Source organism: Nocardioides sp. SYSU D00065 (genome assembly GCF_017916425.1).
In the GTDB taxonomy this organism is placed as follows: Bacteria; Actinomycetota; Actinomycetes; order Propionibacteriales; family Nocardioidaceae; genus Nocardioides.
The window spans coordinates 974,565-997,246 of sequence record NZ_JAFMSX010000001.1 but is presented as its reverse complement, the minus strand read 5'-3'; the positions used below and the strand labels follow the sequence as shown (position 1 = coordinate 997,246).

The 22,682-nt window shown below is 70.8% G+C and carries 12 protein-coding genes; 10 read left to right on the top strand and 2 right to left on the bottom strand.

The annotated features are described in order from the left end of the window. Positions 1-43 precede the first annotated feature (43 nt). From J3P41_RS04765 to J3P41_RS04740, 6 genes are all read left to right on the top strand, one after another. Positions 44-472 carry a hypothetical protein gene (locus J3P41_RS04765; protein ID WP_210649059.1) on the top strand — a complete coding sequence of 143 codons (429 nt, stop codon included), beginning with the start codon at positions 44-46 and terminating at the stop codon, positions 470-472. Next, positions 472-969 (top strand): phage tail protein, encoded by a 498-nt coding sequence (locus J3P41_RS04760; protein WP_210649058.1) that lies wholly within the window; start codon positions 472-474, stop codon positions 967-969. The genes J3P41_RS04765 and J3P41_RS04760 overlap by 1 nt, the downstream gene beginning before the upstream one ends. A 31-nt stretch (positions 970-1,000) precedes the next feature. Continuing rightward, entirely contained in the window at positions 1,001-1,489 is a 489-nt protein-coding gene (locus J3P41_RS04755) for a phage tail protein (RefSeq protein ID WP_210649057.1), read from the top strand. 10 nt (positions 1,490-1,499) lie between these two features. Further along, positions 1,500-2,006: a phage tail protein gene (locus J3P41_RS04750; RefSeq protein ID WP_210649056.1), complete on the top strand. Its 507-nt coding sequence runs from the start codon at positions 1,500-1,502 to the stop codon at positions 2,004-2,006. Positions 2,007-2,065: 59 nt separating this feature from the next. Next, a complete protein-coding gene (locus tag J3P41_RS19155) occupies positions 2,066-7,597 on the top strand; it encodes an Ig-like domain-containing protein (RefSeq protein WP_210649055.1) in 5,532 nt (1,843 codons plus the stop codon). A 136-nt stretch (positions 7,598-7,733) separates the two neighbouring features. Continuing rightward, the gene (locus J3P41_RS04740; protein WP_210649054.1) at positions 7,734-8,279 is read left to right on the top strand and encodes a hypothetical protein; all 546 of its coding nucleotides are present in this window, start codon (positions 7,734-7,736) and stop codon (positions 8,277-8,279) included. A 28-nt stretch (positions 8,280-8,307) separates the two neighbouring features. Here the strand turns inward: J3P41_RS04740 and J3P41_RS04735 are convergent, their stop codons facing one another. Continuing rightward, positions 8,308-8,673, bottom strand: a complete 366-nt coding sequence (locus J3P41_RS04735; RefSeq protein ID WP_210649053.1) for a YciI family protein — start codon at positions 8,671-8,673, stop codon at positions 8,308-8,310. A gap of 296 nt (positions 8,674-8,969) precedes the next feature. On the opposite strand from J3P41_RS04735, the gene J3P41_RS04730 reads away from it, so the two are divergent. Then, positions 8,970-9,509, top strand: coding sequence for a hypothetical protein (locus tag J3P41_RS04730; protein ID WP_210649052.1), 540 nt, complete (start codon positions 8,970-8,972; stop codon positions 9,507-9,509). Between the two features lie 16 nt (positions 9,510-9,525). Here the strand turns inward: J3P41_RS04730 and J3P41_RS04725 are convergent, their stop codons facing one another. Continuing rightward, the gene (locus J3P41_RS04725) at positions 9,526-10,206 is read right to left on the bottom strand and encodes a class F sortase (RefSeq protein ID WP_210649051.1); all 681 of its coding nucleotides are present in this window, start codon (positions 10,204-10,206) and stop codon (positions 9,526-9,528) included. Between the two features lie 229 nt (positions 10,207-10,435). Between J3P41_RS04725 and J3P41_RS04720 the strand changes: the two genes are divergently transcribed. From J3P41_RS04720 to J3P41_RS04710, 3 genes are all read left to right on the top strand, one after another. Next, a complete protein-coding gene (locus J3P41_RS04720) occupies positions 10,436-14,770 on the top strand; it encodes a DUF11 domain-containing protein (RefSeq protein ID WP_210649050.1) in 4,335 nt (1,444 codons plus the stop codon). A gap of 557 nt (positions 14,771-15,327) precedes the next feature. After that, positions 15,328-17,844 carry a DUF11 domain-containing protein gene (locus J3P41_RS04715; RefSeq protein WP_210649049.1) on the top strand — a complete coding sequence of 839 codons (2,517 nt, stop codon included), beginning with the start codon at positions 15,328-15,330 and terminating at the stop codon, positions 17,842-17,844. 505 nt (positions 17,845-18,349) lie between these two features. Next, positions 18,350-22,561, top strand: a complete 4,212-nt coding sequence (locus tag J3P41_RS04710) for a DUF11 domain-containing protein (RefSeq protein ID WP_210649048.1) — start codon at positions 18,350-18,352, stop codon at positions 22,559-22,561. Positions 22,562-22,682 lie beyond the last annotated feature (121 nt).

Here is a 22,682-nt window from a genome sequence, read left to right as displayed (position 1 = left end):
TCCTCCTGTCATCGTCGGCGCACACAGGATCGATCTCACACGGGTGGACGCACGCATACCGCTGGTCTCGACCGCTGCCACGCGCAGGACGGTGGTCGCCGCAGGCGTCGCGACCGTGGCGACCGTGGCCGCTCCGGACGTCGCCGAGGCGGCGCGCGCTCCGAGACGGTCCCGGTTCGACAAGCTCGTCGGGGAGACGTTCGTCGCCACGCGGGACGGCCGGCGCGTCGCGCTGCGCCTCGACGCGGTGCAGGACGCGCCCTACCGTCCGCCCGGGCTCCGCGGCGAGCGGCTGGCCCGCTGGCGCCGCCAGTCCTACGTGCTCGTCTTCACCACGCGCGGCGTGGTCGAGCAGGGCACGTGGAGCCTGCGCGCGCGCCGATCCCGGCGGTTCCGGCTCTTCGTCGTCCCTGGTGCTGACCGGGGCAGGCGCACGGTCGTGACCGCGACCTTCAACGGCTGGAGAGGCTGATGGCCGAGCCCTTCATCGGCGAGCTCCGCATGTTCGCCGGCACCTTCGAGCCCGTCGGCTGGGGCTTCTGCGACGGACGCGAGCTGCAGATCGCGGAACACGATGTGCTCTACCAGCTCATCGGGACGATGTACGGCGGCAACGGTGTGACGACGTTCCGCCTGCCCGACCTGCGCGGTCGGGTGCCGCTGCACGCGGGCCCGGGCCACCAGCTCGCCAGCCTCGGCGGGGTCGAGACCGTCACCCTGACGGCCAGCCAGCTCCCGCCGCACACCCACGGCCTGCCCGTCTCCTCGACCCCGGCCGGCAGCCGCTCGGCCGTCGGCGGCGTCCCGGCCGCGGCGCCCAGCGAGGTCGTGTGGTCGTCCGAGGCTGCGTCCGAGCCCATGGCCACGACGACTCCCGCGGGCGGCTCGCAGCCGCACGACAACATGCAGCCCTACCTGGGCATCAACTTCATTCTCGCGCTCTACGGCGCGTACCCGCCGATGCCCTGACCGGGAGGACCCTGTGGCCAGCGATCCCTTCGTGGGTGAGATCAACCTGTTCCCCTACACCATGTGCCCGCAGAACTGGGCATGGTGCAACGGCCAGATCCTGCCCATCTCGCAGAACACCGCACTCTTCGCCCTGCTCGGCATCACGTACGGCGGGAACGGCAAGACCACGTTCGCGCTGCCGAACCTCAACGGCTCGGTCGCGCTGCACCCGGGCCAGGGTCCCGGACTGAGCGAGCGGCACCTGGGGGAGGTGGGTGGCTCGGAGACCGTGACCCTCAGCCAGGCCGAGATGCCTTGGCACGTCCACTCGGTGAACGCCGCTCCCGGCCCGGCGACGACGGCCAACCCGGTCACGTCGGCCCCGGCGACGAGCGAGGTGCCTCTCTACCACTCCACCGGCGGCGCCGACAGCATCCTGCACCCCTCCGGCAGCGACCTGCCCCACAACAACATGCAGCCCTATCTCACCCTGTACTACGCGATCGCGCTCCAGGGCGTGTTCCCCACCCGGTCCTGAGAGGTTCACCATGCTCGAACCGCACCTCGGCGAGATCCAGTGGGTCGCCTTCACCTACGCGCCAAGAGGCTGGGCGCTTTGCAACGGCCAGCTGCTGCCCATCAACCAGAACCAGGCCCTGTTCTCCCTGCTCGGCACCCACTACGGCGGCAACGGGCAGACCACGTTCGCCCTGCCCAACCTCCAGGGGCGCGTCATCGTCGGTGCCGGGACGCCGGGTCCCGGTCAGATGGGCGGTGCGGCGGAGCACAGGCTCACCGCCGCGGAGATGCCGGCGCACCTCCACACCTACCCGGCCAGCGACCACCGCGGCACCACCGGGGACCCCGGGGCACCGGCCGGCGCGGCCTTCGCGAGCGGCGAGCGCACCTACACGACGCAGGCGGCGGTCAACGGCACCTTCCATCCCTCGGCCGTATCCGTCGTCGGCGGCAGCGTGCCGCACCAGAACATGCAGCCCTACCTGACCCTCAACGCGATCATCGCCACCCAGGGCATCTTCCCGACCTTCGGCTGACCCGTCCGGGTCCGCCCAGGACCCGACGCGGGCCGAGCCATCACACCTCAAGGACTCCCGTGCCTCTTCGCCACCGCCTCGCCGGGGCCACCGCTCTGACCCTGGCCGCGTCGCTGCCGACGGCCTTTGGCGCTCCTGCCCACGCCGGCGCCTTCGGCCCGGGGGAGACCATCGTGTCCGGGACCACCACGCCGGCCGGCGCCGGCGAGTCCGTCGTCGCCGCGCTGCCCGACGGCCGCACGCTCGTGGTGTGGGAGGGCGCCCGCACCGTGACGACCGGGACGGCGCAGGGGATCAAGCGCGAGATCTTCGGCCGGCTGCTCGACGTGTCCGGCGCGGCCGTCGGCAGCCCGGTCCTGCTGGCCCGGATGGGCGGCGTCGACGACGCGACCACCGACGCGACGGACCCAGCGGTGGCGACGCTGCCGGACGGCCGGGTGGCACTGGTGTTCGCGGGCGACACGATCGCGGACAAAGCTGGAGCGCCGACGCCGAACGACCTCACCGGCTGGCAGATCCAGCACGCGGTGATCGACCCGAGCGCCCTCGGACTCGTCGCCCCCACCCCCGTCACGGCGGTCGCGCCGGGCGACGCCGCCTACGACCAGCAGCACCCCGACGTCGCGATGGACCACGGCGTGCTCCGCGTGGTCTGGGACGGCGACACCCCGGCCACCGGCGAGGGCCAGACCCACGTCTGGACCGCCCAGCTCCCGCTCGATCCGGCCACCGTCCCCACGGCCGTCCGGGTCAGCCCGGCGGCGCCCGCGGGAGCGGCGTACGACCACGCGCGGCCGCGGGTGGCCTCGGCGAGCACCGGCTCGCGGAGCTCGGTCGTCGTCTGGGAGGGCGTCACGGCGCTCGACGGCGGCGCCCCGCTGCGGCGCATCCACGCGGCACGGGTGGACGACGAGGCCGTCACCGCGCTCGACAGCCCGGGTGTCGGCGCGACCGCCCTGGGGTCCGCGGTCGAGGAGCTCTCGCCCGACATCGCCGCGAGCGACGCCGGCTACCGCGTGGTGTGGTCCTCCAACTCCGCAGGGTCCTACCGGATCACCAGCGCGCGGCTGGCCGTCGACGGCGCCATGACGGGGTGGGCGATCCTGACGGCCGGCCACGACACGTGGCCCTCGGTGGCGACCGACCCCGCCCAGCCGGGCCAGTACGTCGTGGACTTCTCGCGCCGCACCCCGGGCACCGGGCACTACGAGGTCATGTCCGCCCGCTTCGGCAACACGGGACGGCTCGAACCCTTCACCCAGCTCAGCACGACCGACGCGAACATGTCCCACCCCAACGCCGAGTCGATGCGACCCGCCCTCGTCGCGCACGCCAGCGGCGCCGTGCACCACGTCTGGGCGCGGGTGCGGCAGGACGCCGGGCCCGGCGTGGCCGTACGCCGCTCGGCCGCGCTCGTCGACCTCACCACCACCATCGCCGTCAGCCCGGCCCGGCCGAGCCCCGCACGTGCGGGGGTCAACCCGGCCGACCAGGTCACGGTCACCGTCGGCTACGGGTCCAGTGCCACGTCCAGCGGTCGCGCGCCCAGCCGGCTGACCGTAGACTTCCCCGGCTTCACCGTCACCAGGAGCGCCGTGACCGGACCGGCCGTCGCGTCCGGTGGCGGCTGGGACGTCCCGCGCATGGAGCCCGGCGCCAGCGGCACGATCACCCTCACCGGCACGATGGCCGCCGGTGCCGAGGGCACGATCCGGACCGCGACCGCCGCGGTCGCGGCGACCGACGCCGTCGTCGACGACCCCGCGCTCACCAACACCGCCACCGCCTCCGTCACCCTCGACCACCCGCTGGCGGTCGAGAGCGTCACCCGGCTCGACTCCTCGCCCACCAGCGCCGCGGTGCGCTGGCGCGTCACCTTCGACCAGCCGGTGACCGGGTTCGACGCCTCGGACGTCGTCCTCGTGCCCGTCGACGTCACCGACCCGACCGTCACGGGCATCACCTGCGCGGGCTCGAGCTGCGTGGTGAGCGCCCGGGCCACCGGCACCGGCACGCTCGCCGTTCGCGTCCCGGCGTCCGCCACGGCGACCGACCCGACCGGCCGCGGGCTGGCGACCGACAACCTCCCGATGACCGGCGCCGCGTACGCGATCGACACCGTCGCGCCGGCGGTCACCACGACCGCGCTCGGGCCCGACCCGACCAACGCCGATCTCATCGGCTTCCGGCTGGACTTCAGCGAGGCCGTGACCGCGCCGGCCCCCGGCCGGCTGACGGTCGGCGGGGGCGCCGTCTCCTCGGTCGGCGTCACCGGCGGCGGCTCCGGTCCTGCCGCGTCGTGGACGGTCCAGGTGACACCGAGCGGCGACGGACCCGTGTCGGTCACACCGGAGGCGGGCGCCGCCAGCGACGCGGCGGGCAACCCCAGCACGGCCGGCAACCGTGCCTCGCGGACCTCCGACCGCACCGCCCCGGTCCTCACGCTGACCGGTCCGACCGACCCGCAGCGGGCGGCGTACGACGTGGTGGTGAGCGCCAGCGAGGAGGTGGCCGCGCTGACGATGGGCGACCTCGTGGTCTCCGGCGGCACCGCGGAGTCCCTCACCGGGTCCGGCCCCTGGACCGTCCGGGTCCGGCCCACGGCCGAGGGCCCGGTGGTCCTGCGAGTACCGGCCGGGTCCGTCGCCGACGCCGCCGGCAACGGCAACGCCGCGGCGGCGAGCACGACGACGTACGACGCCACCGCTCCGGGCGTCACGGTCTCCTCGGCGGCCGGCGAGCGGACGGGTGACAACCCCATCGGCTTCACGCTCACCTTCACCGAGCCCGTGACCGGGCTGGACGTCGACGAGCTCGCGGTCTCGGGCGGTACGGCGACCCTGTCCGGGTCCGGCGCGACGCGGACGGTGCTGGTGGTGCCGGCCGGCGAGGGACCCGTGTCCGTCGCGGTCCCCGCGGGCGTCGCGAGCGACGCGGCGGGCAACACCAACACCGCCGGCGCAGCGGCCACCCGCACCTACGACCAGACAGGCCCGACCCCGCAGGTCACGTCTCCGGTCACCTCACCGAGCAACGCCGCCTCCTTCGCGGTCACCGTCACCTGGCCCGAGGACGTCACCGGCTTCGCCGTCGATGACGTGCAGGTCGTCAACGGAGCCGTCTCCGACTGGGCCGCCAGCGGCCCCCGGTCCTGGACCTTCACCCTGATTCCTGCCGCCGACGGCACGGTCCGCGTGTCGGTGCCGGCCGGCGCCGCGCAGGACCGGGCAGGCAACGCCTCCCTCGCCGCCACGCGCCTGGAGGTGGAGGTCGACCGCGCCGCTCCGGCGGTCACGCTCGACTCGTCGGACCCCGACCCCACCAACGCGTCCTCGATCACCGTCGACGTGGTCTTCGACGAGCCGGTCACGGGCCTGTCCTCGGGCGACTTCACTGCGACCGGCGCCACGGTCAGCAACCTCACGGGCAGCAGTGACACCTGGACGCTCACGCTCTCGCCGAGTGGCGAGGGCCCCTTCGGCGTGCGACTCCCCGCCGGCGCCGTGACCGACGCCGCAGGCAACCCCAACACCGCCAGCAACACGCTCAGCCGCACCCGCGACGTCACCGCCACCGCCCAGCTGACCCGCACCGGGCCCCCGGTCGTGAACGCGCCGATCGCGCTCCAGCTCACCCTGAGCGACGACGCCACCATCGCCCCCGGCGACTTCGTCACCACCAACGGCACGGTGACCTCGCTCGCCGGCGGCCCGCGCCGCTACGACGTCGTGTACACCCCGACCGCGGACGGCCCCGCCTCGGTGCGGCTGCGTGCCGGTGCCTTCACCGACGCCGCCGGCAACACCAGCAGCGCTTCCGCCGAGGTCGCCGTCACCTACGACGCGACCGCGCCCACCGTGACCGGCCTCCGGGCCCCGGCATGGGCGACGGCGCCCTACCCGGTCGAGGTCACCTTCTCCGAGCCGGTGCTGTCCCTCGCCACCGCGAACATCGCCGTCACCAACGGCGTCGCCGGCCAGGCGTCAGGAGCGGAGCGCGACTGGACCTTCGTCGTCACTCCGGACGCGGACGGCCAGGTCACCGTCACGGTCGGAGCGGACACAGCCCGTGACGCCGCCGGCAACGCGAGCGTCAGCAGTGGCACGGTGTCGACGACGTACGACACGACGGCACCCACCGTCACGGTCACCTCGCCGACCGCTGCGGTGGTGACCACGTCGCCCATCCCGGTGGAGATCCGCTTCTCCGAGCCCGTCACCGGCCTCGACGTCGACGACTTCGAGACCGGCAACGCCACCGTGACCAACCTCGCCGGCGGCGGCACCCGGTGGACCGCCGACCTGGTGCCGGCCGCCGAGGGCCTCGTGACCCTGCGGGTGGTCGCCGGTGCCGCGGCCGACCAGACGGGCCACCCGACGTCGGCGAGCGACGTCCTGAGCCGCGAGTTCGACTCGGAGCGGCCCACGCTGGCGCTGACCTCGCCGGTGTCCGGCGTGACGACGGCCTCGACGATCCCGGTGACGGCGACCTTCAGCAAGCCCGTCCTGGGCTTCGAGGAGGACGACCTGCGCACCACCGGCGCCACGGTCACCGACCTCACCCGGGTGGACGCCCGCACGTGGCGCTTCGTCCTGGCCGTCGTGGCCGACGGCGAGGTGTCGGTGCGGGTGCCGGACAACGCAGCCGCGTCCGCCGGCGGGCACCTCGCCTTCGGGGCGACCTACTCGGTCACCGTCGACCGCACCGCCCCGTCGCTGAGGGTCGCCGGGCCGGCCTCGGTCACCGACGACAGGCCGGTCGTCTTCGACGTGGTCGCGAGCGAATCCGTCACCGGCCTCGACGAGGCCGACCTCTCCGTCTCCGGGGCCGCGCGGCCCGGCGCGGTCGTGCTCGCCCAGACGTCGCCGGACAGCTGGCGGGTCACCGTGAGCGGGATGACCCAGGCCGGCGACGTGCAGCTGGCGGTGCGCGACGGCGCGGTGAGCGACGCGGCGGGCAACACCTCCGTACGCGCCGCCGGGCAGGCCGCCTGGCGTCCGTCCGGACGGCTGCGGTCCTTCCGGCTCCTGCAGCAGCCGGGCTCCCGCGAGGGCAATCGGGTGAGCCTCCCGGTGCTGGTGCGGGGGAGCGAGGTGACCTTCACCGCCCGCTCGTCGAACGGCCGGCTCCTGCCGGAGTCGGCGGTCGGCGTCACGGGCAGCGGCGCCACGCGCCAGCTGACCCTGGCCGCCCGCAGCGGCCGGTCCGGCGCGAGCACGGTCGTCGTCACCGCGCACGCCGGCTCGACGAGCCGCACGATCCGGGTGCGCCTGGTCGTCGGTGGAGAGGGCGACGAGCGCCTCCGCGGCGGCCCCGGCACCGACGTCATGCTCGCCCGCGAGGGCGTGGACGCCATGCTCGGTCGCGGTGGCGACGACCACCTCTACGGCGGCTTCGGCTACGACCGACTCGTGGGCGGGGCCGGTGACGACCTGATGGTCGGCGGCCCCGGTGCGGACGAGCTGGTCGGCGGCGCCGGCAGCGACGTCTTCGTGGCTTGGGGCTCGGACCGGCTGGTCGACGTGCGCCGGGGCCGGGGTGACCGGGTCGTCCGCCCGTCGAAGGCGCAGCGTCGCCTGCTCGGCCCCTGAGCCGCTGCTTTCTGCCGCACGCCGTGGGGACAGCTGGTCCAGACCAGCTGTCCCGGGCAGGCAACCCCGCGTACGTCGATCGCGTCCCTCCTCCGTCCCCACCCGGGGGGACCGGACACGAGAACGGACCTGCACCATGCGCACCACCATCTTGAGCATCGCGACCCTCGCGGTCACCACCGTCGCCCTGACCCAGCTCGCGCCGGCCAACGCCGACGGCATCGGCGTCCGGGACCCCAGGGACCTCGACCACGGCGTCGACCTCCGGTCCGTGGTCGTCGACCACCGCGCCGACGACGTCGTGGTGACGACCACGCACCGCGACCTGCGCAGGTCCTTCCGCAGCGGCTCGGCCGGGTCGGTGTTCATCGACACCGACCCCACTGACCGCGGCCCGGAGTACGTCTTCGTCGGCGGCTACTTCGTCGGCACCGACTACCAGCTCCTCACCACCGACGGCTTCAGCAACAAGCTGTGGGGCGAGCCGGTCGAGGGGTCCTACCGGATGCGCGTCGACTACGACCGCGAGCACGTCCGGATGCGGATGTCGCGCGAGGCCCTCGGTCACCCGGAGCAGGTCCGGGTCGCCGTACGCGTCGCCGGGACCCGTCCCGACGGGAGCACCACCGGGCTGGACTGGCTCGGCGACCCGCGCAGCTTCACCGACTGGGTGGCGCAGTAGCCCGCGGGGGTCCCGGCCGGCTGACGGGTCAGGTCGTCGGGACCGGCCCGAAGCGTCGTACCTCCTGCGGCCAGCCGCACGCCTCCGCGAGCCGGCCGGCCCACGTCCGGGCCTCGTCCTCGGTGGCGACGTCGACGACCGTGAGCCCACCGATGACCTCGGTGGTCTCCGCGTAGGGGCCGTCGGAGAAGGTCAGCGTGCCGCTGGTCGCGTCGGCGTGGAAGACGGTGAAGAGGGGGCTGCCCTCCTCCTCGAGCCCACCGGCGACCCGGAGGACGCCCGCCCGTTCCATGTCGTTCACGACGGCCATGGCCAGCGGCGCGCGGCTGCGGGACCACTCCTCGCTGTGGTCGCCGACCCACTGCTGGTTGAAGTAGATGAGGTACTGCGTCATGTCGCTCCTCGGCTGGCGGCCGCCTCGTGCGACCTCTCACCACTGTGACGGACGAGCGCCGGCCTGATCGACACTCGGCACGGTCGCAACGCTTCGTGCGTGTCCCAGGAGCCCGGATGTCACCGTGGGGTGGGTGACGCGTGGCACGACGTTGGTGATTCCGTCATCGTGGCGTGATCATCTCGGTATCCTCGTCCTCGCCGCATCCCCAGCAGAAAAACAGGCTACGCATGACCAACGGTCCCCGCCCCAGTCGTCGGACTCTCACCCGAGGGGCGGCATGGACCCTGCCTGTCGTGGCGGTGGCCAGCACGGCGCCGGCGTTCGCGGCGTCCCCGTGCAACTGCCCGGAGTTCTTCGTCCCCGCCTTCCCGGCGAGCGGGACGGCCGGAAACGGGTGGAGCTTCACGGCGTCGGGCGGCACCTCCGGTGGCGGCAACGACGGGTTTAGCAACGGCTCGTTCGTGACGGTCGCCGACCCGGCCGGCGGCGGGGTGTTGAGCAGTGCACCCACACGACGAGCCGTCGCGAGCCGCACCATCTGCGTCACCCAGGGCCGCACCTACCGGTTCAGCTACAGCTGGACGGCGTACCTCGTCAACCCGCGCCCGATGACCTCGGTGCTGACGGTGGCGGGCGCGGCCGTCGCCGGCAGCCTGATCGACACGGACGCCCACCCGGGCAGCGGCACCCGATCGGTGACCTGGACCGCCACCACGACAGGCAACGTCGAGATGGCGTTCGTGCACACCACCGTCGCGCAGAGCACGTTGCTCGGCTGGACGACCACGGCCGACGACATCACGATCAGCAACCTGACCGGCACCTGCGCCTGACGGCGCTCGCCGGCCGCTAGATCGGCTCGGCGAACCAGATGGTGCGGTGGCTCCAGTCACCCGGCCCGCGGCGGACGCCTGAGCAGACGAGGATCGCGAGACGCGGCCGCCCGGTGGAGGTGTAGTACGCCTGCGCGATCTGCCCGGCGGGCACGCGCGTAATCTTCGTCACCCGGTAGCACATCCGCTGGCCCGCCGGGCCCTCGACCGTGATGCGCGCGCCGTTGCGCAGGCTCGTCAGCAGCCGGTTGCCGAGCGCGAGTCCGTAGGCGCCGCTCCACGGGTAGGTGTGCGCGGTGAGTCGTACGACGCCTCGCTCGCTGCCGGGCCGGATGCGCGAGATCCGGTCCCAGCCGAGCTGCCACTTGCCCCGGTCGGTCAGCGGCGGCGTGCGCGGGACGCCGTTGCGGTCGCGGCCGAGGGCGAGCACGCGGGTCGGACCGACGACGCCGTCGATGCGCAGCGACGTCGGCGTGAACGGTCGGTCGGCGGTCGTGCAGCGCGGTCCGGACGCCGCCGGGGCGGAGGCGGCCTTGGCGGGCGCAGCGGCGCCCGCGCCGGGGTGGAGGAAGCCAGCCAGGAGGACCGGCACCACCAGGAGGAGCGCGGCGCGATGCCGTCGTCGGGCCGCGACGGTGTTGTCCATGTGCACGTTGCCTTTCCCCACGTCGACGGCCTCGGTGGCCGGCAGCAGCATAGGCGACCAGCCGGCCGCATCGGCCAGAAGTCGCACAATCCGCGGAGATCCCGCGCCGTCAGGATCGTTCTGCTCCGGCTCATTCGGTTCACACTCAGAGTTTTCCGCGTTCTCCTGATTTTACTTCCGGCACCTGCGAGTGTCTGGCTCGTTGATGTGATGTAGCGCTCGCGTTCGCGGGAGTCCTTTGGGGGAATCCGCCGATCGCTGCCTCGACCTAAGGAGACTCATGAACACTCGAGCTCGGCGCCCGCGCGCCGACGGACTCCCGCCCGGGCGCTCGCGCCTGGCCCGGCTGGCTCGCCAGCCTTTCCTGTTCCTGCTCGCACTCGTAGTCGCCCTCGGCACCCTGGCGGCCGGTGCCTCGCCGGCCTCGGCGGCGCCGACCTACGAGTTCGTGGCCGAGTGGGAGGCGGGCACCCCGGGTCAGCCGGGTGTCGCCGATCCCGACGCGGCCAAGGGTGACGTGGTCACCGGTCTGTTCCGCATCAGCGTGAACAGCGACCTGGAGGCACCGACGAACGAACCCGTCGACAACGTGTTCGCCACGGTGACGTTGGCCAACGGTTCGTTCGGTGAGATCCCGGACGTGTGCTTCACCGGTGCGGCCTACACCCCGCGCTCGAGCATCTCGGCGGACAAGCGGACGCTGACGTGCAACATCGGCACCGTCCACGAGGGCACTGCTGCGCTGCTGCAGGTGCCGATCGTGGCCGACGGCCCGACCGGCAGCGCGATCACCGCGACGGCCGACGCCATGGGCGTGCCGGCCTCACTGCCCCCGGTGCCCATCCGCAACACCTTCGGCATGAACATGCACTGGGGCACTCCGACGGGCGCCACCATCGTGAAGTCCGACCCCGACGCCATCGGCTTCGACTTCGAGTGGACCCTGTTCCAGGACCAGGGCAGCGACGAGGGTCCGCAGACGGTCACCTACGACCTGTCGATCCCGCTGGCCAACGGGATGAACCTCGAGCTCAGCGAGCTGAACCAGCAGTGGAACACGCCGTGCACGCCGCACGTCACCGGTATCGCAGGCGGCCACCCGTTCTCCTCACCCAATCCCAGCACGGACCCGAGGTTCGCTCCGTTCGTCGAGACGTGCACGCTGACGAAGCTGCCGGGCTACAACAACTTCCGGATGACGATTTCGGGCATCGACTACTCGCAGACCCAGGTCCCGACCACCGACTCGGCCGGCGACCCGATGCCGACCGACCGGGTCGCGATCGCCGCCGGCTCGATCTGGCTGGAGGTGCGGGGGCTGACTGCGGCCACGTCCGCCCGGCTGGACGCTACCGAGCCGACCTACCAGTCCATCACGGGGCAGACGGACGTCGACGACCCCTCGGACAACATCAGCACCAAGACGATCAACTTCCCGGGCACCTGGTCGCAGACGTGGGCTCGCACCAACGGCGGCACGGCGTGGGACTACTCGTTCAAGCTGCCTCCGGAGTCCTCGGTGGTCTCCCAGACCGTCGACCTCATGGCCGCCCAGGCGAATGTCGCCGGTAGCACCGTGGTGGCGGCCTGCACGCTGCTCGACAACGCGTATGTCGACTATGACTCGGTCTCGCTGAACATCTGGGAGAACGAGCAGCCGCAGGCTCCCGGGGCGCTTCCGGCCGGTGCCTACTACGAGTGGTACGTCGGCAACGACCCGCTCCTGACGCCGGGCGCCACCTACAACCCGGACGAGTCCGAGGCGTGCGGCGCGGCCACCGGGTGGACGCGCACCGAGCCCGCCGACAAGACGCTGGTCAAGGGCGTGCGGGTCACCGGCACCGCCGAGCAGTGGGGCTACCGCAACATCAACCTGCGGGTCGCCCAGGTGATCGAGGCCGACGCGCCGACCGGTCAGCACATCTGGACCTTCGGCACGATCTTCCGCAACGGCGCGTGGAACTACGACTACCTCCACGGTGACGTCCCGATCGGCCAGGGTGGTCGCACCGAGGTCACCGAACCTGGCGGGCGCTACGAGACCACCACGCCCGCTCGTGACGTGCTGCGCGTGGTCTACGCCGTCCCCGCGGTGACCAAGCGTGCCGACCGGGCCCAGGTGCGTCCGGGCGTCCCGGCGACGTTCACGCTGGTCTACTCCGCCAACGGCGCGGGATCGGTCCCGCCGACGGTGGACGACTACACGATCGTCGACGTGCTGCCGGTGGGGATGACGTACGTGACCGGGTCGGCCACGCCGGCTCCCACGACGATCACCACCAACGCGCAGGGCCAGCAGGTGCTCACGTGGAGCCTGGACGAGGTCCCGACGAACGTCCGGAACACGCTGACCTACCAAGCCGTGGTGGGCCCGAACGTGACCCCGGGCGTCACGCTGACCAACACGGTCAGCACCTCGCTGCGTGGCGAGACCTCGCGGCCGGCCACCGCCCAGGTGACGACCTCGACGAACGGCTACACGCAGATCTCGAAGGTCACCGACACCCCGTTCATCCCCAACGTGGACGGCTCGGGTGACGGTGCCGGCTCGTGGACGGTGAACCTGCGCTCGTTCGACCCGCTGCCCAACAGCTTCACCGACGTGATCGACATCCTCCCCTACGAGGGTGACGGTCGTGGCACGGACTTCGACGGGACCTACGACCTGTCGCGTCCGGTGGAGATCCTGGGCGCGGCGGCAGGGACCACGGTCTACTACACGACCGCGGACCCGGCCACCCTGCAGGACGACCCCCGCAACCCGACCAACGGCAATGCTGCCGGCACCACGACCGGGAACACGGTGGGGTGGACGACGACCTACACGCCGGCCGCGACCGCGGTGCGGGTGATCGGTCCCCGGCTGGACCCGGGCGCGCTGCGTCAGTTCCGGGTGCACATCGTCACCGACGGCGCCTCGCCTGCCGACGTGTACGTCAACCGGGCCGACGGCAACGCCGGGCACACCCGCCTGGCGATGCGGACCTCGGCGCCGATGCAGATGGCGCCGCACTACTCGGCGAACCTGAAGAAGTACGTCCAGGACGTCGACGGCAACTGGCACGACGCGCAGGACGTGACGGACTACCCGGCGTTCCGCTACGGCGACACGGTGCGGTACCGGGTCGTGGTGACCAACACCGGCCAGGGCACGTTGAACGACATCGTGCTCGAGGACGACAAGCAGCCCGAGCTGGGCGCGTTCACCATCGACTCGCTTGCTCCGGGGCAGTCGCAGAGCCACGAGTACTCGTTCGTGCTGGACGAGGACCAGTCGGGGACCGTGGTGAACACCGCATGTGCAGAGGCGGACGTCCCGGCCGATTCGGGCAGCACGGTGCCGCCGGCGATCAACTGTGACCCGGCGGGTATCGAGATCACCAACTACAAGACGGTGAAGACGTCGGTCCCGGCCGAGCTGACCACGGTGAAGCCGGGTGACAAGGTCACCTACACGGTGCGGGTCACCCAGCAGGGCACTGCGCCGGCGAACGCGGTGTTCACCGACGACTTGAGCGACGTGTTCGACGACGCGACGTACAACGGTGACGTCACGTCTTCGATCGGGGAGGCGACCCTGACCGGCAACCGGCTCGCCTGGGCCGGCACCATCCCGGTCGGGCAGGTCGCGACGGTCACCTACTCGGTGACGGTCAAGCCGATCGCGAACCTCAAGGCGAACGGCGACTTCGGTCTGGACAACGTGGTGTCGTCGCCGGGCTGTGACCCGAAGGCCGGTGAGGACGCGGACTGCAAGACCCGTCACGACGTGGGTGTGTACGAGTACTCCAAGACTTCGGACCCGAAGAGCACCTCGAAGGTGAGCATCGGTGACGAGGTGACGTACACGGTGCGGGTCAAGCAGGTCGGCAAGGCTGCGGTCCCGGGTGCGACGCTGACCGACGACCTGTCGGCGGTCCTGGACGACGCGACGTACAACGGTGACGCTGCGGCGAGCAGCGGCTCGGTGTCGGTGTCGGGCTCGACGCTGTCGTGGACCGGGGACCTGGCGGTGGGCGCGAGTGCGACCATCACCTACTCGGTGACGGTGCGCGCCAACGGCGACAACCGGCTGCGCAACGTGGTCACGAGCAACGACCCGCGCAGCGTGTGCGTGCCGGCGCCGGACCAGAACGCCGACTGCACCACGACCCACATCAAGACCGAGTTCGACTTGAAGCTGAAGAAGTCGATCGTGTCGGGTCCGCGGGCCACGGTGGGCGACAACGTCCGCTACCGCCTCGACGTCACCAACCGCGGTCCGGGCGTGGCGCCGGCCCCGATCAAGCTCTCCGACAAGCTCCCCGCGGGCTTGGAGCTGGTCTCGGCCAGCGGCAAGGGCTGGGACTGCACGGTCAAGAAGGCCACCGACAGGGTCGTGTGCGAGATGGACACGAACCTGAAGGCCGGTCAGAAGGCCAAGCCGGTGTTCGTGGTGGCCAAGACCACCGCGGCGGCTGCGGGCAAGAAGCTCGTCAACGTCGCGGAGGTCAAGGCGGCCGGTGACACGGTCAAGGCCAACAACGAGGACAAGGCGAAGGTCAAGGTCGCCGGTCGTCCGGAGGTCCTGCCCAACACCGGGTTCCGCCCGGGGTTCCGCGCCGGATGGGTGTGATCGATTGACCGCTGATGCAGGTCAGACCTGAGCCATCCGAGACCGGGTGAGGCGGGCGGCCCCTCGACACCAAGAGGGAGCCGACCCGGCTCACCCGGTCTCGGCTTTTCAGAGACCGTGGGATGGGGCGGCGGGGATGGGTCGGCAAATGGTCGGCCTCCGGAGCGATCAGGCACGAATCGGCGTGGAGCGGGGTCTGCCGTCTCGCCGATGCGGCAGCGACGTCCAACATGAATTCGACGACGTCCACGAGATCGGTCGTCGGCCCCGACCTCCTCCCGTGCTCGAGCCGGAAAGACGCCCAAGCAAGCGCGGGGTGTTCCTCCGTTCGACACACAGGTGGGTCGCCTGTGGTGGAAACTGTCGACGGTCGATTGCTGTCGAGAGGGCGCGCGCCTTCGCGAGCTGCGGTGACCGTGCGGTCACGGGGTCAACGGGACCCCGACGCACTGAGCTGATGGAGATCGAGCATGAAGTGGTTCATTTCGGGGAGTCATGCCACCGCCCTCGCGCCGGGGAGGGAGGGCGGGCGCAGTCGGCGGGCCGCTGGTCGCCCCGTGCTGTCTCGCATCGCGCGGTCGGGTGCGGTGCTGGCGATGTCCGCGGCCGCGCTTCCGGTCGTCGGTGTCCTCGGTGCGGCGCCGGCCAACGCGTTGGCGCCGATCTCCTGCGACACGATCTATGCCATGGAGAACGGCGTCGTTGGCCCGAGGCCGGGGGTGGACGCGCTCGACGCGACGACGGGTGCCCTGACTCAGGTCGTGCCACTGTCATCCTCCCTGTACAACGCGCTGGCCGTTGACGGCAGGAACAGCTACGCCTACCTCTTCAGGGGCAGCATCCTCACACGGGTCGACACCGTAACCGGAGCAACGAAGCCCTACAGCGATGTCGTCTTCCCTGTCACCCCGCCGGTCATGGGCGCCTACGACGCCACCAGCGGGATCTACTATCACGGCATCATCAACGCCGGCGTGGTCGAGATCCGGGCCTTCGACACCACGACGGAGACCCCCATCCCGGGCATCATCGGCCGGGTCACGATCGGAGTTGGCGGCAACGGTGACTTCGCCTTCGATGGTGGTGGCCGCCTGTACGTCGTGAGTGCTGGAGTGCTGCTGAGACTCAACGACCCCTTGCCGACGACGGGGACAGTCGACGGACCGCTCCTGGCGACCACAACCATCGCGAACCCGCCCGTAGGCCAGATCAACTCGATGGCCTTCGGGGCGGACGGGTATCTGTACCTCGGTGGGGGCCGGGCTCCCCAGAGCGTGTACAAGGTCAACCCCAGTAGTGGGGCAGTCGTCTCGTCGGTGCCGTACACCCCAACGACGGCAGTGATCTCCGACTACGCCTCGTGCGCGCTGCCGAACGCGATCCAGGTGCGCAAGACGCTGCCCGATGGCCGAGTGGCCGCCACGGACCAGTTCGGGCTGTCGGTGACGGGCGGGGGACTGACCACCGGCAACACCGGCACCACAGCCGGTGACGAGACCGGGCTGCAGGACCAGGACGCGGCTGAGGTCGCCGGACCTGTCCTCGGTCTGTCCGGCGTCACGTACACGATCGCCGAGACCGCGGCCGGTACCACGGACCTGGCCGACTACGCCAGCTCGTGGGAGTGCGTCAACACCCTCACCGACACCGTGGTTGCCAGCGGCACGGGCAGCACCGGAACGTTCACGATGCCCAACGGTGGCGCCAACGGCACCAACGTCGTGTGCACCTTCGCCAACGACGCGCTGCTGCCGGAGCTCGAGGTGAGCAAGTCCGCGACCCCGGCCTCGGGTGCCACCGTTCCTGCGGGCGACACGATCACCTACACCCACACGTTCGACAACACCGCGGGTGACGCTCCGGCGAGCGTGGACTGGGACGACGTGGTCGCGGGTGTCCTCGATGACGCCACGATGCTCGCGCCCCCCGTTGCCTCGGCCGGGTCGCTAACGGCGTCCCCGGTCGAGTCCGGCCGGTTCTCGGTCACCGGCACGGTGCCGGCGGGTCAGGCGATCACAGTGTCCTACACCGTGCGGGTCAGCCCCGAGGCCCAGCGCGGCGACGATGTGCTGGAGAACTTCCTGGTCCCCGCCGGTGACCGACCTCCGGCGGGCTGCGTGGAGAGCTCCCCCCTATGCACCGTCCACATCCCCTCAGACGCACCCGCGAACGTGGTCGACGCCAAGACCGTGAGCCCGGCCTCCGGAACGCTGGTCGGCCAGGGCCAGCAGGTGACGTACACCCTCAGCTTCACCAACCAGGGTGGGCTGACGGGACCCGTGGACCGGGTCGACGACCTGACCCACGTCCTCGACGACGCCGCCATCACCGCCGCGCCGGTGTCCTCGGATCCCGCACTGGCGGTCTCTCCGGTCGTCGGCGGCCGGTTCGCGATCACCGGCGACCTTGCCGCGGGGCAGACCGTCACGGTCACCTACACCGCAACGGTGAAGCCGGTCGAGGCCCAGGGGGACCGCGTGCTGAGCAACTTCCTGCTCGGCCAGGACGACCCCACGCCACCCGCCGCAGCGTGCCCCGCCGGGTCACAGGACTGCACCAGCCATCCCGTCGCACCGCCCGTCGTGCCCCCCGCCCCACCCGCGCCCCCTGTCGCACCGCCGGCGGGCGCGGCGACGTTCGACTTGGACCTCGACAAGACCGCGATCTCGGGTGCCAAGGCCACGGTGGGCGACGAGGTCCGCTACCGGCTGCAGGTCACGAACACCGGCCCCGACGCAGCACCGGGCCCGATCAGGCTCGTCGACCGGCTCCCCGACGGACTCCAGCTCGTCTCCGTCAGCGGCAAGGGCTGGAACTGCCGGGTCAACAAGGCCACCGACACCGTCAGGTGCAGTCGCCAGAACGGGTTGGCAGCCGACACGGCAGCACCGTCCGTGGTCGTGACCACGAAGGCGACCAAGGCCGCGGTCGGCCGCGTCGTCAACATCGCCCGGGTCCGCGCCCCTGGCGACGCCGACGTCGCCAGCAACAGGGACAAGGCCAAGGTCGTCGTGGCCCCCGTCCCGGCGCTGCCCAGCACCGGCTTCCGGACCAACATCCACGGCTGGAGCTGAAGCCCTGAGCGGCCGGCGCCTCCCGCGCCGGCCGCTCGCCCATGCACAACTCTCGCGTCGAGGCGCACGCAGCCCCGGCGCGGTGCGGGCTCGGCCGAGCGGAGGCACGGCTTCGTGCCCCGCCAGCACCGACCGGGTGAGGTGCGCGACGTCCCTTCCGCGACGTCGCGCACCTCACCCGGTTAGTGCCTTCTCCGCACCAAGACAAACAGGTTATGGCGATTTCTGTTTCTCCTACGTTTCCTTGCGAAACGTGCAAGTGTCTGTCTCGTTGATCTGATGTAGCGCTCGCGTTCGTGGGAGTCCTTTGGGGGAATCCGCCGATCGCTGCTTCGACCCAAGGAGACTCATGAACACTCACGCTCGGCGCCCGCGCGCCGGTGGACTCCCGCCCGGGCGCTCGCGCCTGGTCCGGCTGGCTCGCCAGCCTTTCCTGTTTCTGTTGGCGCTGATGGTCGCGCTGGGCACGGTGGCTGTGGGCGCCGTGCCCGCGTCTGCTGCGCCCGTGTATCAGCTCGAGGCCGAGTGGGAGGCCAATACTCCCGGCCAGCCCGGTGTCGCTGATCCGAATGTCGCGCGCGGTGAGCTCGTGAACGCGAAGTTCCGGGTCAACGTCAACAGCGACCTCGCGGCGCCGACCAACGACCCGGTGCCGAATGTGACCGCCAGGGTGACGGTGGAGAACGGCACGTTCGACAACCTGCCGAACGTGTGCTTCACCGGTGCCGGCTACGAGCCCCAGTCGAGCTTGTCCGCGGACCGCAAGACGCTGACGTGCAATATCGGCACCGTCCATGAGGGCACAGCCGCGGTCATCATCACCCCGATCATCGCCAGCGGCGCCACCGGGTCCAACATCAACGTCGACGCATCTTTCGGCGACCCGGCGAACCCGGTCACCGCGGAGTTGCCGCCTGTCCCGATCGTCAACTCCTTCGGCATGGACATCCGGTGGGAAACCCCGTCGGGTGACATCGCGCTGGTCCCCGGTACGAACGACACGATCCGATTCCCCATCCAATGGACCCTGTTCCAGGACAAGGGGAGCGACCCCGGCCCGAGCACCGTCTCGTACGACCTGACCATCAGCCTGGCCAACGGCCAGGCTCTCGCTCCAGGAAGCTGGGCCGGCGGCGGGTACAACGATGCGCCATGCTCCCCCCAAGTCGCCACCGTTACGGGTCACCCGTACTCCAACCCCGCGCCCGCCGCGAGTGAACAGCACACGGCGTTTCCCACGTGCACGCTGACTCAGAGCGCAACAGATCCCACGCGTTTCACCCTCACGCTGAGCAACATCGATTACTCCTTGACGACCGTCCCGTCGCGCGACTCAGCAGGCGCCCCCATGCCGGTCGACAAGACTGCGATCGCCAGCGGCATGGTGAACCTGCGGATGACGGCCCCGCTCGCGTCTAACACGTCGGTGACGCTCGTGTCCAGCACGCCCACGTACGTGGCCCCGACCGGGCAAAGCGACGTCGACGACGCAGCCAACAACACCAGCAGCAAGACGCTCACACTGCCCGGCACGTGGAGCAACTACATCAACCGGCAGTATGGCGGCACGCCGTGGGACAACAGCGGGGAATACCCCCAGGGCGCCGAGTTCTTCAATCTCGTCAACGACTTCCACGCCGTCAGCATCCCGGACAACGAGGTCATGGGCAGCTGCTCCATCCTCGACAGCCAGTTCGTCGACTACACCAAAGTCGAACTGTGGTCGTGGCCCGACAACACTCAGGCCTACGAGTTGTATACCCCCGCAACGATCGGCAATCGCGGCACCTTCGCCTGGTATGTCGGCAACGACCCCACCGTCACCCCGGGCAGTGGCAGCTACAACCCCGACGCCTTCCGCGGCTGTGGCGGTACCGCAGGTTGGGTGACCACAGAGCCGGCCGACAAGACCACCATCAAGGCGGTCCGCATCACCGGAACCGGTGGCAGCTTCCGCCACCAGAACATCCAGCTCCGCCCGTACCAGACCGTGCAGACCGACGCCGCCATCGGCCAGGACATCTGGTCGTGGGGAGCGCCGCTGCGCGATGGTGCCTGGCACTACTGGGGACGCGACGGCGCGGACAGCCCTCAGATCGGCGAGTACTTCCCGTTCAACCGTCCTGGTCGCCCGTCGGCGCGTTACAACAGCACCAACGGCGCCCGCGACCTCATCCGGGTTATCTTCGCCCAGCCGGCGATCACTAAGCGAGTCGACCGACCTGTGCTGAGCCCGGGGGAGTCGGCAACCTTCAGCCTGACCTACTCGGCCAACGGGTCCGGTGCCGTTCCGCCTACGGTGGATGACTACACCATCGAGGACCACCTGCCCATCGGAATGACCTACGTCGCCGGGAGTGCGACGCCGGCGCCGGTCATCTCCATCGCGGGCGACGGGCACCAGGTGTTGACCTGGAACCTCGACGACGTGCCGACCAACGTGCCGAACACCATTACGTACCAGGCCGCGGTGGGCCGCGTCGAGCCAGGAGTGGTGCTTCGCAACACGGTGACCTCGTCACTGCTCGGGGAGACCTCTCCGGTGGCCGCCGCCCAGATCACCACAGCCTCCAACGGGTACACGCAGATCTCGAAGACGACAGACACGCCGTTCATCCCGAATGTGGACGGCTCGGGTGACGGGTCGGGTTCGTGGACGGTGAGTCTGCGGTCGTTCGACCCGCTGGTGAGCCCTTACACCGATGTGATCGACATCCTTCCCTACGAGGGTGATGGTCGTGGGACGGACTTCGACGGTGACTATGCGCTTGACCGGGTCGAGATCCTCGGCAACACCGGCGGCACGGTCTACTACACGACGGCCGACCCGGCCACGCTGTCGGACAACCCGCGTGAGGCGGTCAACGGCACCAATCCTGGCTCGATCGCGGGCAACACCTCGGGGTGGACGACCACGTTCACTCCGAACGCGACCGCGGTCCGGGTGATCGGTCCGGCGTTGAACCCGGGTGCGACCCGTCAGTTCCGGGTCCACATCGTCACCGACGGTGCGTCCCCGGCCGACATGTTCGTCAACCGGGCTCAGGGCGTGGCTCAGCACACCCGTCTGGTGATGCGGACCTCGGCTCCGATGTCGGTGGCTGCGTTCTACTCGGCGAACCTGAAGAAGTACGTCCAGGACCGCAACGGCGAGTGGCACGACGCGCAGGACGCGGCGGACTACCCGGCGTTCCGCTACGGCGACACGGTGCGCTACCGGATCGTGGTGACCAACACCGGGCAGGGCACGCTGCGCGACGTCGAGATCAGCGACGACAAGCAGCCCGAGCTGGGTGGTTTCACGATCGACTCGTTGGCTCCGGGGGAGCAGCAGACGCACGAGTACGAGTTCGTGCTGGATGAGTCGACGTCGGGCACGGTGGTTAACACCGCGTGCGGCACGGCTGACATCCCGAGCGACTCCCAGGTGCCGCCGGCGATCAACTGTGACCCGGCGGGTATCGAGATCACCAACTACAAGACGGTGAAGACGTCGGTCCCGGCCGAGCTGACCACGGTGAAGCCGGGTGACAAGGTCACCTACACGGTGCGGGTCACCCAGCAGGGCACTGCGCCGGCGAACGCGGTGTTCACCGACGACTTGAGCGACGTGTTCGACGACGCGACGTACAACGGTGACGTCACGTCCTCGATCGGGGAGGCGACCCTGACCGGCAACCGGCTCGCCTGGGCCGGCACCATCCCGGTCGGGCAGGTCGCGACGGTCACCTACTCGGTGACGGTCAAGCCGATCGCGAACCTCAAGGCGAACGGCGACTTCGGTCTGGACAACGTGGTGTCGTCGCCGGGCTGTGACCCGAAGGCCGGTGAGGACGCGGACTGCAAGACCCGTCACGACGTGGGTGTGTACGAGTACTCCAAGACTTCGGACCCGAAGAGCACCTCGAAGGTGAGCATCGGTGACGAGGTGACGTACACGGTGCGGGTCAAGCAGGTCGGCAAGGCTGCGGTCCCCGGTGCGACGCTGACCGACGACCTGTCGGCGGTCCTGGACGACGCGACGTACAACGGTGACGCTGCGGCGAGCAGCGGCTCGGTGTCGGTGTCGGGCTCGACGCTGTCGTGGACCGGTGACCTGGCGGTGGGCGCGAGTGCGACCATCACCTACTCGGTGACGGTGCGCGCCAACGGCGACAACCGGCTGCGCAACGTGGTCACGAGCAACGACCCGCGCAGCGTGTGTGTCCCGGCGCCGGACCAGAACGCCGACTGCACCACGACCCACACCAAGACCGAGTTCGACTTGAAGCTGAAGAAGTCGATCGTGTCGGGTCCGCGGGCCACGGTGGGCGACAACGTCCGCTACCGCCTCGACGTCACCAACCGCGGTCCGGGCGTGGCGCCGGCCCCGATCAAGCTCACCGACAAGCTCCCCGCGGGCTTGGAGCTGGTCTCGGCCAACGGCAAGGGCTGGGACTGCACGGCCAAGAAGGCCACCGACAAGGTCGTGTGCGAGATGGACAGCGACCTGAAGGCCGGTCAGAAGGCCAAGCCGGTGTTCGTGGTGGCCAAGACCACCGCGGCGGCTGCGGGCAAGAAGCTCGTCAACGTCGCGGAGGTCAAGGCGGCCGGTGACACGGTCAAGGCCAACAACGAGGACAAGGCGAAGGTCAAGGTCGCCGGTCGTCCCGAGGTCCTGCCCAACACCGGGTTCCGCCCGGGGTTCCGGCCCGGGTTCCGTGCCGGCTGGGTGTGATCTGACACCAGCCAGGACCTGACTCACCACAACCGGGTGAGGTGCGCGACGTCCCTCGGGACGCTCGCCCACCTCACCCGGTTCCAGGTGGCGGGTCCGGCCCGTGCCGCGTCGCGTCGTG